The organism is Candidatus Pelagibacter sp. RS40, from assembly GCF_002101295.1.
Lineage (GTDB): Bacteria > Pseudomonadota > Alphaproteobacteria > Pelagibacterales > Pelagibacteraceae > Pelagibacter.
This window is the reverse complement of sequence record NZ_CP020778.1, coordinates 890,672-904,268: the sequence shown is the minus strand read 5'-3', so window position 1 is coordinate 904,268 and position 13,597 is coordinate 890,672. Positions and strand designations below refer to the sequence as shown.

The following is a 13,597-nucleotide window of genomic DNA, read 5'->3' as shown; positions in this document are numbered from 1 at the left end:
CAACAAAAACTACCCGATTTGAACATATAATATTAAGAAAAGGGTCAATTTGAACGTCTAAGTGGCTATTGATCCCTATTTAATTAATTGAATATCCATTAATATAAAGAGTAATGAAAATTGCTTTTCATAATAAAGTTATTCTTCTTCTAAGTCTCTTTTTATTAAACTTTTCAATTGTAGAGGCTAAGTGCAAATTCATCATGGATATAGGTGGAAGATATATAAAGTCTCATGAAAAAAAATATGGTCCCCTATCCGAAGATGAAACTGGCTATGCTGAAGTAGAAATTTTAGCACCAGAACTTTGTCCAAATGATAACTTTGATGACAACTTTAGAATTAAACACATATTTCTAGATCAAAAATTAATGGCTATCCAATTTTACGTGGATAACTCTATAGATAATTCTCCAACTGAAAGCATGAAGTTAATGAATTATGCAAAAAGAAATTATGGTGATTTTGATACAGGTGGTAATCCAAAATATTACAGCAACTATCATATTTGGGAACGAGTTAGAAAATTTATAGTTTATAACCGACATCTTGAAAAAGAAACATGGCTAGAGGAAATTTATATCTCTAACGATAAGTATGGAGAACAACTTGCTCTTAGAAATAGTCTTTTAGAGGGTGGACAAATAGAACAAAATTAAATGAAAAAAATTAAATTATTTATTATTCAGATATTTTTATTTTCATGTCTGATAATTTCTAATTCGTTTTCAAAAGCTTTACCTCCTGGTTCAGGAGTAGCAGATGTTCCTGCTAACGTTTTAATTTTATTAGATAAATCTGGAAGTATGGGTGCAACATCTTATAGTGGTGCAAACATAGGAATTCCATATTCAATAACACCTATATCCAATACTGGAAATTATATTTCACATAGTGGCAACACACTTTATGGAGTTAATCATTCTTCTAATGCTCTAACATCAATTGTGAGTAGCAGAAATACTTATAGAGTTAGGATACGGAATTCATGTTCAACTTATTATGATAATGGTCAAAATGTTATATATCATAATAATCATATTTATTTCACAGGCAAATATTACTATTCTGACACTCCTAGGTTCTGCAAAGTTAATACTACGACTGGCAATGTAAAATATATAAAAAATATTGGTAGTAGATATTCCCATGTGGGTATGCAAAAACATAATGATATTATTTTTGTTGTTGCAAATGATAGAACAATTACATTGCACAATACATCAACCAATCAAACCAAAGTGTGTGGTTCAGGAGGAACACTCAATAGGGCTATTAGTGGGTCGTCAGTAAACTCTAGAATGAGATTTACAGTTGATGCATCAGGTAACTTAGTTTTCCTGACTCAAAATTTACTCTATAAATTTTCTAGAAGTGGAATGAATTGCCCAGGTAATAATCCCTCATATACTAATGTTCGCTTTACAGGTCAATTATCCAATCCAATTGCAATGGCAGGTCATCCAAGTAATGAAAATATATTGTATCTTATTAGAAGAGACTCAATAACTAAAGCCACATTAACTGGGAGCGGAAATAATGTGGGCAGTAATTCTGTGAGCAGAGAAGTTGTAGGACGTTTCGGAAGTATTAATCCTAACACTTATAATCCAACCTCAAAATCAGCTATAAGATTTCGTAGCCTAAGAGATATAAAAATAGATCACGCTTTAAATAGAATATTTGTTTCAGATGGACACCAGAGATTGGTTCAAACATTTGATCTTGATATGAATTATCATGGTCATTCGGGTTATAGTTCAAGACAATCAAGAATGGCAGGTGCTCATGAAGCCATCCAATCTTTAGTAACAGATAGTAGTTTAGTATCCTCTGTAAACTTTGGTTTTGGTTACTGGTCCCATGATACTGGCAATTATATATATTGGCATTATTACAGGGTTAATAGTAGTTACGTACCATGTAGAAGTTTAGTTAGTAGTACGTGGTTGTATAATAGTCATTGGCTAGTTCGTTATAATAGATGGTGTAGAAAACCATCAGGGGGTGTGGGTTATACTAGTTGGAATAACTCTAGAAATGAAGCAAATCCATGTGGTAGTCAAAATTGTTTAAAAGTAAAAGTAGATAGAAATGGCGCCGCAAGGATAAATAGTTACATTAAAAATGTAAGACCAGGTGGAGGTACCGATGCTAACACGTGGGCAAAAATTGCTGAACAATATTATAATCATAATTCAGACAGCCCAATAGACAAAAACAGTCCTTGCCAAGGCTCATATGTTATCGTCATTGGTGATGGAGACATGAGTAATACTTCTTCAGCAGAGAACAAAGTAAAAAATCTTTTAAATCAGAAAAAAGTAAAAACATTTACAGTTGCTTATGGTGGTGGTTTAAGTTCAAATGGTATCAGGCAATTAGATAGGATTGCAAAAGCAGGTGGTACAAGCAGAGTAATTAAAGCTGATACAACTGATCAATTAAAAGCACAATTAAATGCAGCCATTAGATCTGTAATTGCAGATAAATTATCTTTTACAGCTCCTGCAATCACTGCAACGATTGAGGAAGGTGGATCATTATTCCAAGCACAGTTTAAATATAAACAAAATATGGAATGGCAAGGTGCATTAACAAGAACTGCAATATCAAAAGATGGTGTTGTAAACGAAAAAGATAGTGGTAATTGGAATGCATCTGACATGATACCAGCGCCTGCTGCAAGAAAAATTTGGGGAATAATTCCAGGTGTTGATTATAAAACTGATTATAACAATTATGTTGAAGCTAATTCTGCATTAATTCAAAGTCAATTTTCTTTATTTGGAAATGCTGTTGGAGATTATCATAGAGACACACCAAAAGTTTCAGGAGTAACAGGTAATACGCGTTGCAGCAGAAAAGGAGATAGTACGGCAACTATTGCAGATGGTATTGATGATGATGTTAAAGGTTTAATTAGTTTTTCTAGGGGAGAAGATTATTTTGATTATGATGGAGATTGTATATTAAATGAACCAAGAAAAGCAGATGGTAAAAAAGCTTATCTTGGAGACATATTCCATTCTGAAATGGTTGTGGTAGGTGCGCCTTCAGCTGATACGGCTTTCACTTCAACAGCACAAGAAGCATATTGGAGATCAATTAAAGGTTATGATGCTTGGGCACAATCTTTGTCAGGAAGAGCAGAAAGAATTTATGTTGGAGGTAACGATGGTATGTTGCACTCAATTGACAGTAAAACAGGAGTTGAGAAATGGGCGTTTATACCTCCGTTTATAATGTCACAAATGCCGTTAATGGTGAACACAAATTTAAATAACGATCTTGCAAAAGTTAAAGGTGGAACAAATGCAATTTATGGTGTCGATGGATCACCTGTTGTGCATGATATGTACTTCCACAGTCCGCTTGGTAGTTCAAAAAATTGGCATACGATTTTGATGGTACCTTATGGAAGAGGTGGCAATGGCTTTACAGTATTAGATGTTACAAACCCTGATAAACCGCTTCATTTATATAGTGTTTATAACGATCATATTAAAAATAAGGTTTTTGTAATGAACCATTTAGATGTGGTTTCAGAGTATGAGTATATCGATGATACTTATTCAGTCATTGACCTGGTAGAAAGTCAAACAGTAACAGATAATTATAACAACGATAATAATATTGATGATGAGTGTAAGGCTAATACAACTACGTCATGTTATGAAAGTAGAACCTGGACTTTCCCAGTTGCAGGATTAACAAAAACTGATTTTCTAGTAAATATTAATAATAAAAATATTCCAAACTTTACTGTCCAAACGGGAAGCACTGGTCTGCCTGAAATTACTTTCCCACAAATATTATCTCACCAGGCAAATCCGGATAGAGCTGGCTCTTCCGATACACTTATTATAAAATTAACAAGAGCTGCAACTCAGAGACTAAGCACAAATTTACCTGCAGAATATAATTATAAAGAATTAGGAGAAACTTGGTCTGCTCCTAGAATATTTAGATTACCAAATACAGGAGCTGGTGATAGCAATATTGAAGATGATATTTATGTTGCTGTTATGGGTGGTGGATATGGTGGAAGAAATGATGGAGTTGGATCTGCATTATTTGTAATTAATTTAGAGGATAGAGCAACACCAGGTAAAGTTGAAAAAGTAATACAAGTAACAGATAGTAAGGCTTCAGATATTACAAATTCGCTACCAGGAACTCCTGTGGTAATAACAGCAGACACAACCAGAGGAATTACATTTAAAGGTGCATTAGTTTATACAAATGACTTTGAAGGAAAAGTTACCAAGTACAATTTAACTAACATGGATAATGATGGAGCAAGAAATCCAATAAGCTTATATGATAATACTACATTGTTAAATATTGGAGCTACTAAAGAAAATGGAAGATATCAGTATCACTCGATGGATGCTGGAATTGGAAAAACATCAAAACATTTGTGGTTATTTTCAGGAACGGGAGATTATGAAAGATTAACTTACAGAGACAATAAACTAAAAAATATTATGTATGGTTTCAGAGATAAAGATTTCCCATTGTATGTAAAGAGGAATAGTAGCTTAGCGGACTTGTACAAACTTGAAAAATGTATGGATACCACGAATGATTCAACTGGTGTGAATTGCCCACTCACAACAAGTAGGGTAAGTCCGTTAGCAAGAAGCATGAAAGATTTTGGTTGGTATATAAATTTACCTGCAAGTCAAAAAATTTCTGCAGAACCAACTCTATCAAATGGTTTAGTTTATTATCCAATATTTGAACCATCACAATCTCAAAATAAATGCAGCCTTGGACTTGCTTTGATTTGCGCAGTAGATGATGAATGTGGAACAAACGTCTCTACACAATTAAATAATAATAAATCCTTGAAGAGCCAAACAATTGATGGAAAAGTTTATGCTGGAAGAACTTGTAAAGCAGTTGGACAAGGGGTTCTTTCAAGATTAGTTGTTTTTGCAAACAAATTATTTGCAAACATTGCTGGTAAATCAATTCAAAATAAAACTGACCTAGTAGTTATTGATACAGGAATGGGTGATATTGAAAGCTTCAGAAGTTCTTGGAGAGAAGGAAACTTCTAATTTTTCTTAAGTAGTTTCTTAAGTTTATCTTTTACTTTATCTTTATTTTCGTAGAGTTCTTTTTTAATTTTCTCTTTGATTTTTTCCTCATCAATATTCTTTATTTTATCTAAAGTATTGCCAACATTGCCTGATAACACTTTGTTTTTGACTGATTTAAAAGCCTTATCAAATGTATCTTTTAATACAGTTTTATAATCTTTACTGTCTTTAGTATTACCAATATTTTCAAAGCTCATATCTTTAAGACTAATCTGTTGACTAATATTTAATTTTTCAGAGTTTGCTGAAATTTTAATATTTTTTACATCTAATTTTTTAATGATAAATTCTTTTGTACTTGAGTTGCTGCTACCTTTGTTTAAATTTTCTTTAATAGATTTTACATTATCATTTACTTTTAAGCTTTTATTTACATTGAAATAATAATTAAGGTTTATTCCATCTAAAGTAATTTGATCTATTTCAATTTTATCACTAAAAATTGATGAGGTATTTAGTTTTGCAAATGCATTATTAATAGTTAAAAGTTTTCCAGGAAAGTCTTTGTTCTTCACTTGTAGATTTTCTATCTCTGCCTTACCATTTAAGTATCCAATACTTAGACTTTCAATTTTTATATCTCTTCCTAATGAATTTGATAAATTACTTTCAAGCGAACCTTTGATGATACTGTCACCAATAAATTCAACAACAATATAAATTATAATAATAAAGGCAATTAATATTGAAATTATTTTTTTCATCTTATTATTTTGCTGACATAAAAGTTCTAAAGATTGTTGTCAACTCGATATTTTTATTTTGGTATCTAAAACTTTCATAAAGATTAAAAAATGATTGATATTTTCTTTGATAGTCCGATTTGAGTTTTTTTAATACTTCTTGATGAGTATCAGAGTTCAAAATTTTATTTTCTTTTTTACTTGTCCAAATAATATAATTAAACATCCATGTTAAAATATTTGCTTTATTGATTTTGAAAAATAATCTTAAAACTATAAAAATTATAATTGGTGCAAAAATCCAATAAAATATATTTGAAAATTGAAGGTTGATAATATCTTTTATGAATGATTTTCTTTTATTGTTGTCGTAAGACAATAAATGTCTGGTCCAAATAAAATCTGCATAGGTAATATAATAGCTTAAATTTTTAAATATTTTTAATGTAAATATTGAACTTGCAGTATTGACTTCGTCATTAAATATATTGTTAAGACTATTTCTTACATTAGAACTTGGTATCACCGAGGTTGGATCAACCCTTACCCAGCCTTTTCCATTAAACCAAACTTCGGCCCATGCATGGGTATCTCTTTGTCTAAATTCATAAAAGTCACCTACAGTATTTAATTCTCCACCATAATATCCAGATACTATTCTACTCGGTATATTGGCTAATCTTGCAAGTAAGACAAATGTTCCAGCAAAATATTCGCAGTATCCTTCTTTTCCTCTTAAGAAAAAATCTGCATAACTATTTTGTGAATTATTTTCTGGACTTAAATTATAATAGTAAGAGCCATCTGCAAAAGTACTTAATATATGATTTAAATATTCTGTATTTGATCTTGATTGCTTGTTAGTTTTTACCCAATCAACTAATTCATTTGAAACTGATTGAGGTAAAAGAGTATAGTAATCAATTACTGGTTTACCAAGTTGGTAATTGATCTGATATTTTTGAAATTCTAATTGTTTTTTCCTATCAATAGGATCTAAACTTATAAATGTTTGGTTAAATGGATCTTCAGTAATTTTGATACTCTGATCGGTTAATCTAGAATTGTCTAAGACAGGGATCCATTTTCTCTTATATGGCTCTAGTATAATTTGGTATTTTTCCTCAATAGCCTTAAAACCACTAATTTTTATAGAGTTTTTATAAGTATTATATAGATAATATGAGGACGAAGGACGCCATGATTTATCCTCTTCCATATAATCAAAAATTTTAACTCTAAAATACAAATCCTCTTTCTTGTAATTTTGGTTTATTAATGTGAAAACTTTTTCATCAGAATTTGCAAAACTTTCAAATGATCCAAGTCTTATTGTATCAGGAATTCCAAGTGAGCTTTTTGAAGGATCAAATAATCTAAAATTAATTTCTGCTCTAGGAAAAATTAAATAGAAAATAATTATTATTGGAAAAATACTAAATCCAAATCCAAGGTATTTTAATATATTTTTAACATTAAAATCCATGACTTCTTTTTGTTGTATTAAATACATATTAATCACTAATAAAATTATGATCGATAAAGAAATAATTGAACTTAAAATATCTTGTCCTGAAATCAAACTTGCAACACTTAGAACCATACAGATTAAATTATAAGACAGAAGATTATTTTTATTATCTAGTTCTGCATATTTAACAATTAATAATACACCTAAACAGTTTATAAAAAACTCTTCTGAGAAAATATATTGGTTAAAGATAAATTGAGCATAAAGTAACCCAACTGCATAGATTGACAAAAAGAAACTTTTAAATCTAAATTTAAATTTATTTATAAATATACTTCCAATTATAATTACTACCCAAAAAATTTTATTAGCAAATGATATATTTTCTGAAATGGACAATAGGCAAATCGCTAGAATTACTAAAGACAAGAATTTTGTATTACTAAAATTAATTTTTAACATTCGCTAGGTATTTTAAAATTTGATTAAGTGAATTTAAAGATTGATTTAAGTAAAAAGTATTGTCTCTGTGTTTAATAGTGAGTTCTATTTTATTTTTATAATAGTAATCTACAATATAAGAAACGTAACTTAATAAATCTTCAAAATTTATATCTTTATAATTATCTAAGTTTAAAATTAAATTATTTTCTTTTTTTGGTTCTTCAAATTTTTTGATATATTTTTTATTTTTTATAATTGATTTTTTCCAAGCAATTTTTGAAAAACTATCTCCATTTTTATAATCTTCAATTCCTTCGAATTCATCATTAGCGTGGCCTTTTAGATTTATATTAAACTCATTTAATAAATTTATATTTGGTTGAAGTTTATTTGGGAATACGACTATTTTAGATTGAGAATTAAAATATCTTTTAGTTCTTATAATTCCAAATGGATAAATTGATTTTAATGTTATTTTTCCAATAGAAAAAGTTCCTCTTTCAAAATATTGTTCATTTAATCTAATTGTATTTATTTTTTTAGTAAAATTTAATTCTATCAAATTTTGTTTTTTATAATCTAAATCAATATTCAATTTTTTTTCATTAACATGATTTATTACTTGAATATCTATTACTCCCTTTTTTTTAGCTTCTAAGTAATAATTATCTAAAGCATTAATTGATAAATGATTTAAGTTTTGGTTTGAAACAAAAATTGAAATGAAGAATATAAAAAAAATAATTATTGATAAAAGTAAACCAAAATTATTTTCATAAAAAACAGCAATTAAAAAACAAAGGAATACAAAAAACCCTAAACCTACCCCATTCCAATTTGGATAAATAATGATTTTGCTTCTATTTTTTTCTTTAAGAGATTGAATAAACGGACTTTTGGCTATTCCTTGAATAGTCTTTGTTATCATTTTTGGATACTTATCTTCGATAAAATCTCTTGATTTACATAGTTAAATTTATCTTCTTGCTTAATAAACTTTATTCGATGTCTAAATATATATGGAAGAATGTCTTTAACTTCTTGATGCGTTACATAGTCTTTGCCATGAACAACTGCCCAACCTTTTGCAAGATCTATGATTTGTTTTAAACATCTTGCCGACACATGAATGTGCTGATCTAATGATTTAATTGTTTCTTCAATTTCAATTACATATTTATAAATTTCATCATTAACTTTAACTTTGCTCTTTCTAGTTTGTAAATCTTCCCAGTTTATTGGATCTGATTTTATAGAGGATAAATCATATCCATTTTTTAACATGTCAACTTTTTCATTTTCATTTAGATCAGACAGTGAATAAGAAATCATAAATCTATCTAATTGTGAGTCTGGTAAACTGCTAGTTCCAGAAGAGTCCATTGGATTTTGTGTTGCAATAACAAAAAAAGGTTCTGGTAATTTATGTGTCTCACCATCTATTGAAACACTTTTTTCTTCCATGGCCTCCAAAAATGCACTTTGTGATTTTGGACTACCTCTGTTTAATTCATCAGCTAAAACTATATTTGTAAATATAGGTCCTTTTTGAAAAATTAATTTCTCATCTTTTAAAATGTTATATCCTAAAATATCACTTGGTAATAAGTCTGAAGTAAATTGAATTCTTTTAAAATTCAAACCCAAGTTAAGAGTAATTGTTTTTGCAAGTGTTGTTTTTCCTGATCCAGGGTTATCCTCAATTAAAATACTCCCTTCAGAAATAATAGCTGCCAATGTTAATTTTATTTTATCAACATTTCCAACAACTGTTTTTGATATATTGCTAATTAAATTTTCAAACATAATTTATAATATAAAAAATTTTAACTTATCTTCTAAAAGTAAAAATATTAAATTTGCCGCAATGATATAGGGGCCAAAGGGTATTTGTGTTGACATTTTTTTAGATTTTTTAATCAAATCTGGAGCTACACTAATTAAAGCGATTGTTGAGGATAAAAAGATTATAAAAGGCACTGCATCTAATCCAAACCAAAAACCTATTACTGCAAGCAATTTTGCATCTCCTAAACCCATGCCTTCTTTTTTTTTAACTTGTTTATAAAAGAATATAATTCCCCATATTATTCCATAACCAAATACACCTCCAATTAATGATAGGACGTGGTATGGAAATAATGGATCTAAATTAGGAATAAATGACTTTATAAATCCAAGTGCCATTAGAGGAAATGTAATTACATCTGGAATGATAAAATGCTTTAGATCTATAAAAAAAATAATGATAAAACCTAAACTAAGAATAATAAGTAATAATGTTGTGAAGGAAAATCCGTAAATTAAATATATTGTAACAAAAGAAACTATACTTAGTAACTCAACAACAACATATTGAAATGAAATTGGTTTTTTGCATTTCCTACATTTGCCATTTAAAATAAAATAAGAAATGATTGGTATGTTGTCATACCAATTAATTTGTTTTTTGCATTTTGGACAATTAGATCTTCCTGATACAACACCTTTATCCTCTGGCAATCGAACTATGCAAACGTTAGCAAAGCTACCCCAAAGCCCACCTATAATAATTAAAAAAATTAGATCCACTGATGAAAAAAGTTTTATAATTTGAAGTTGGAAGTTACATGAATGATGCCATCAATCAAGAACTGAACCATCAAGGCTGCATCATGTAGATGTATATATAGATTAGGACTACTAATAATTAACTCCATAGTTGTAAAATTTATCAAAATCGGCTTAAAATACTAGTTAAATAAATGTTTCTATTTAAACCAAAAAAACAGGAAGAGCCTAAAGCACAGGTTGTGTCTAAAGCAAATGCTGATCTTGAGATCATAACGAAGATGAATCAAGAATTTGCATCCTCTTTAGACTTAAACGAGACTTTAAATACAGCCCTTAAAGTAATTATTGAAAGAATAAACGCTCAGGCAGCAAACATTTTTTTAATAAATGAAAAAATAAAAAAATTTGAATGTATCGCATCACTTCACCAAGATTATTTAGATGAATATCAACTAGATCTTAAAGATGGTGTAATGGGTAAGGCCGTTGAACAAAAAAAATGTATTCGTGTAGGAGATGTAAGAAAAGATGTAAGAGAAATTGCAAACTTTTATTTTGATTTAGATAATAAAACTAATTTTACAACTTTTTCAGTTTTATGTTCACCATTAATTGCAGCAAATGAATGTATAGGCGTTATTCATTGCTTAAATAAAAAAACTAGTACAAAATTATTTGAAGAAGGAGATCGTCAATTATTAGAAACCCTATCTGCGCCTGCTGCATTTGCAATTAGAAATGCAAAAATGGCTAAAGAAATGATTGAAAAAAATAAAATTCAAAAAGAAGTTGAAATCGTTGGAGATATACAGAAATCACTTTTATCTAAAAATAAGAAAGAAGATTTTCCAATTGCCGGAATAAACATTCCAGCAAAAGTAGTATCAGGAGACTTTTATAATTTTTCAGATTTAGGAGATGGAAAATATGGATTTGGGGTTGCTGATGTATCTGGTAAAGGAATTAAATCTTCATTACTTATGTCTAAAGCATCAAGTTTATACAGTTGTTTAAGCAAAACAAATTTTTCTGCAGCAGAACTTTTAATACAATTAAATAATGAAATTTGTGAAACAATTTCAAGAGGTATGTTCGTTACTATGTTAATAGGCATTTACGATAGTAATAAAAAAGAATTACTTTTATCAAGCGCAGGTCATGAGCCACCAATTATTTTTTCTAAAGATGGAACTTTTACAAATTATAACGAATCTGGTCCACCTTTAGGTATTATGCCAAAGACAAAATATACAGAGCACACTATACCTTTTGATAATAGCTCGATGTATATTTTTACAGATGGAATTACTGAAATAAAAAATCCAAAAGGTGAAATGTTGGGTTCAGAAGGTTTTCAAAATTACATAAAAAAATATAAAGATAAACCCAACAACGAAAGATTAAAAATCATCATTGAGGATATTTTGAATACAGGCCATATTCAAAAAGATGATTTAACAATTGTAGTAATAGATGGTAACAATTAAACAATTGTATAATTTAAAAATTCTCTAATTGTCTCTCTAATATTTGGTTGATTTGAAACAAAAAATTTTGTTAACTTACTAAATCCTGCTGAGCCTTTTTTAGGTGTAGAAGTTGTATATAAATTTTGATCATTTTGAATAATATATTGTAACTTAATTAAGTCGTTTAATTTTCTAATCACACTTGCTCTTGGTATTCCAGTTAGTTCTGAAATAGTCGTTGGATTTAACCCTTTTGAATTTTCTAATGTATATTGTGATATTGTAGTTGTGTAACTATAATGAATTTTATCTGTATTTTCACCACTAATTTGTTGATTGGCATTTTTCATATTATATGCCTGATTAAGCAAGCATACTAAAAAAACCATTGCATTTTCATAGTTTCCAAACAAATCTTTAACTCTTAAAAGATAGGTTATCTGAGAGTTTAAAAAAGTATTCCAATAGTGTGTATAATTTTTTTTAATTTTATCCTCAAAGTAATCTGTGTCATAAAACTGAATTTTGTTATCTATTTTTAAAGTTTCCGTAGCTGCTGAAAGAAGATTTGAGAAATTTTTAATGCTTGCGGTTGGTTTTTGATAAATAAAAGCACTATGTTGAATAGTAATTTTTTTTTTATTTCTTGTTATAATTCCATCATTAGTCATTTCATTAAGTTTTCTTCTTGCTGTCTCTTTACTTAAATTTATATCTTTGACTAAATCACTGATACTAATTTTTTCAATATCAACAGATTTGTTTGAATAAAAATCTTCAAAACTAAGATTATAAAAATGTTTATTATATGTAGCTAAAGTTTTATTTATTAAATATGCTAAAATTATATACTTATCTATATCCTTAAAAGAATTGTATGCATTGTGAAACCATCCAAATTGTAGTTGGTAATATTTAAGCATTACTACTTGATAATTTTTATCACAAGCATCATTGACGGTATCAATAGATATTTGTTTTGAAATATTAGGTTTAGTATTTTTCATAGCCTTTTTTAAATCTTACAAATGAATAATAAATCAATATAAAAAGATATTGAAGAAGGGCATAAGCTGCAACAGGGAATATAAATTTAGGATTATCAAACATAAGAGCACCTATTACAATTCCAATACCACCATTTTGTAAAGTGGTTTCTAACGTTACTGTTATTTTATCCTTTTCGTTTAATTTAAATAATTTTGATAATGCAATACACATAATAAATGCAATAATAAATATAAGGATAGTTTTAATTCCAGCATATCTGATATATTCTGGTATTAGATATAAATCTTGGTAAACAGCCACACCGATTATAAATAAGAAAACTATCAAGGAAAGTTTATCAAAAATAGGGTCAATTTTTTTTGAGAATTCATCAAATATTGTGTTGAATATTATTCCAAGAATTACAGGAATTGTAACTATTGCAAATAATTTAAATGATGTGCCTATTAAACTTGTTTGAAATATTATTATACTTTGGTCTTGAATTACAAAATAAAAATATATTTTAATTATTATTGGAATTGTTAAAAAAGCAATCAGAGAAGAAACTGCTGTTAAAGATATAGATAAGGCAACATCTCCTCCCATCTTTTTTGACAAATAATTTGAAGTAACAGCACTTGGAAGACATGTAATTAAAACTATCCCTACTTTTACCTCAACTGGAAATGGGACTGATAAAGCAATAATAAAACCAATTAATGGCATACCAATTAATTGTAAAACTAATCCTAAATAAAAACTCAGAGGATTCGATACAATTGCTTTAAATGCAGATGTTTTTAAAGACAATGCTAATGAAAACATTATAAAAAACATTCCAGCTGGACCAGCCAACTTTACAAATTCCATTGT

Annotated in this window: 10 protein-coding genes; 3 read left to right on the top strand and 7 right to left on the bottom strand. The window is 28.5% G+C overall.

Features of this window, described 5'->3' with window-relative positions; all coding sequences use genetic code 11:
- Window positions 1–113 precede the first annotated feature (113 nt).
- On the top strand, window positions 114–659 hold the full coding sequence (locus B8063_RS04780; RefSeq protein WP_085070033.1) for a hypothetical protein: 546 nt from the start codon (window positions 114–116) through the stop codon (window positions 657–659).
- Window positions 660–5,069: a PilC/PilY family type IV pilus protein gene (locus tag B8063_RS04775; RefSeq protein ID WP_085070031.1), complete on the top strand. Its 4,410-nt coding sequence runs from the start codon at window positions 660–662 to the stop codon at window positions 5,067–5,069.
- On the opposite strand, the gene B8063_RS04770 is transcribed toward B8063_RS04775, so the two are convergent.
- The 5 genes from B8063_RS04770 to B8063_RS04750 are packed head-to-tail and all read right to left on the bottom strand — an operon-like array spanning window position 5,066 to window position 10,280.
- On the bottom strand, window positions 5,066–5,815 hold the full coding sequence (locus B8063_RS04770; protein ID WP_085070029.1) for a DUF748 domain-containing protein: 750 nt from the start codon (window positions 5,813–5,815) through the stop codon (window positions 5,066–5,068). The two genes, B8063_RS04775 and B8063_RS04770, sit on opposite strands and share 4 nt — an antisense overlap.
- A gap of 4 nt (window positions 5,816–5,819) precedes the next feature.
- The gene (locus tag B8063_RS04765; RefSeq protein ID WP_085070027.1) at window positions 5,820–7,727 is read right to left on the bottom strand and encodes a transglutaminase family protein; all 1,908 of its coding nucleotides are present in this window, start codon (window positions 7,725–7,727) and stop codon (window positions 5,820–5,822) included.
- Window positions 7,714–8,637, bottom strand: a complete 924-nt coding sequence (locus tag B8063_RS04760; RefSeq protein ID WP_085070025.1) for a DUF58 domain-containing protein — start codon at window positions 8,635–8,637, stop codon at window positions 7,714–7,716. Before B8063_RS04760 ends, B8063_RS04765 begins: the two co-directional genes overlap by 14 nt.
- Window positions 8,634–9,515, bottom strand: coding sequence for an AAA family ATPase (locus B8063_RS04755; protein WP_085070023.1), 882 nt, complete (start codon window positions 9,513–9,515; stop codon window positions 8,634–8,636). The genes B8063_RS04760 and B8063_RS04755 overlap by 4 nt, the downstream gene beginning before the upstream one ends.
- A gap of 3 nt (window positions 9,516–9,518) precedes the next feature.
- Window positions 9,519–10,280 (bottom strand): prepilin peptidase, encoded by a 762-nt coding sequence (locus tag B8063_RS04750; RefSeq protein ID WP_232311380.1) that lies wholly within the window; start codon window positions 10,278–10,280, stop codon window positions 9,519–9,521.
- 173 nt (window positions 10,281–10,453) lie between these two features.
- Between B8063_RS04750 and B8063_RS04745 the strand changes: the two genes are divergently transcribed.
- The gene (locus B8063_RS04745) at window positions 10,454–11,749 is read left to right on the top strand and encodes a GAF domain-containing SpoIIE family protein phosphatase (protein ID WP_085070020.1); all 1,296 of its coding nucleotides are present in this window, start codon (window positions 10,454–10,456) and stop codon (window positions 11,747–11,749) included.
- On the opposite strand, the gene B8063_RS04740 is transcribed toward B8063_RS04745, so the two are convergent.
- Both B8063_RS04740 and B8063_RS04735 read right to left on the bottom strand, forming a co-directional pair.
- Window positions 11,746–12,738, bottom strand: coding sequence for a DeoR family transcriptional regulator (locus tag B8063_RS04740; RefSeq protein ID WP_085070018.1), 993 nt, complete (start codon window positions 12,736–12,738; stop codon window positions 11,746–11,748). The genes B8063_RS04745 and B8063_RS04740 overlap by 4 nt on opposite strands.
- On the bottom strand, window positions 12,725–13,594 hold the full coding sequence (locus B8063_RS04735; RefSeq protein WP_085070016.1) for a bile acid:sodium symporter family protein: 870 nt from the start codon (window positions 13,592–13,594) through the stop codon (window positions 12,725–12,727). Before B8063_RS04735 ends, B8063_RS04740 begins: the two co-directional genes overlap by 14 nt.
- Window positions 13,595–13,597: the final 3 nt, after the last annotated feature.

Coding starts and splice junctions, on each gene's coding strand:
- B8063_RS04780 (WP_085070033.1), top strand. CDS start 114: ATGAAAATTGCTTTTCATAATAAAGTTATTCTTCTTCTAAGTCTCTTT.
- B8063_RS04775 (WP_085070031.1), top strand. CDS start 660: ATGAAAAAAATTAAATTATTTATTATTCAGATATTTTTATTTTCATGT.
- B8063_RS04770 (WP_085070029.1), bottom strand. CDS start 5,815: ATGAAAAAAATAATTTCAATATTAATTGCCTTTATTATTATAATTTAT.
- B8063_RS04765 (WP_085070027.1), bottom strand. CDS start 7,727: ATGTTAAAAATTAATTTTAGTAATACAAAATTCTTGTCTTTAGTAATT.
- B8063_RS04760 (WP_085070025.1), bottom strand. CDS start 8,637: ATGATAACAAAGACTATTCAAGGAATAGCCAAAAGTCCGTTTATTCAA.
- B8063_RS04755 (WP_085070023.1), bottom strand. CDS start 9,515: ATGTTTGAAAATTTAATTAGCAATATATCAAAAACAGTTGTTGGAAAT.
- B8063_RS04745 (WP_085070020.1), top strand. CDS start 10,454: ATGTTTCTATTTAAACCAAAAAAACAGGAAGAGCCTAAAGCACAGGTT.
- B8063_RS04740 (WP_085070018.1), bottom strand. CDS start 12,738: ATGAAAAATACTAAACCTAATATTTCAAAACAAATATCTATTGATACC.
- B8063_RS04735 (WP_085070016.1), bottom strand. CDS start 13,594: ATGGAATTTGTAAAGTTGGCTGGTCCAGCTGGAATGTTTTTTATAATG.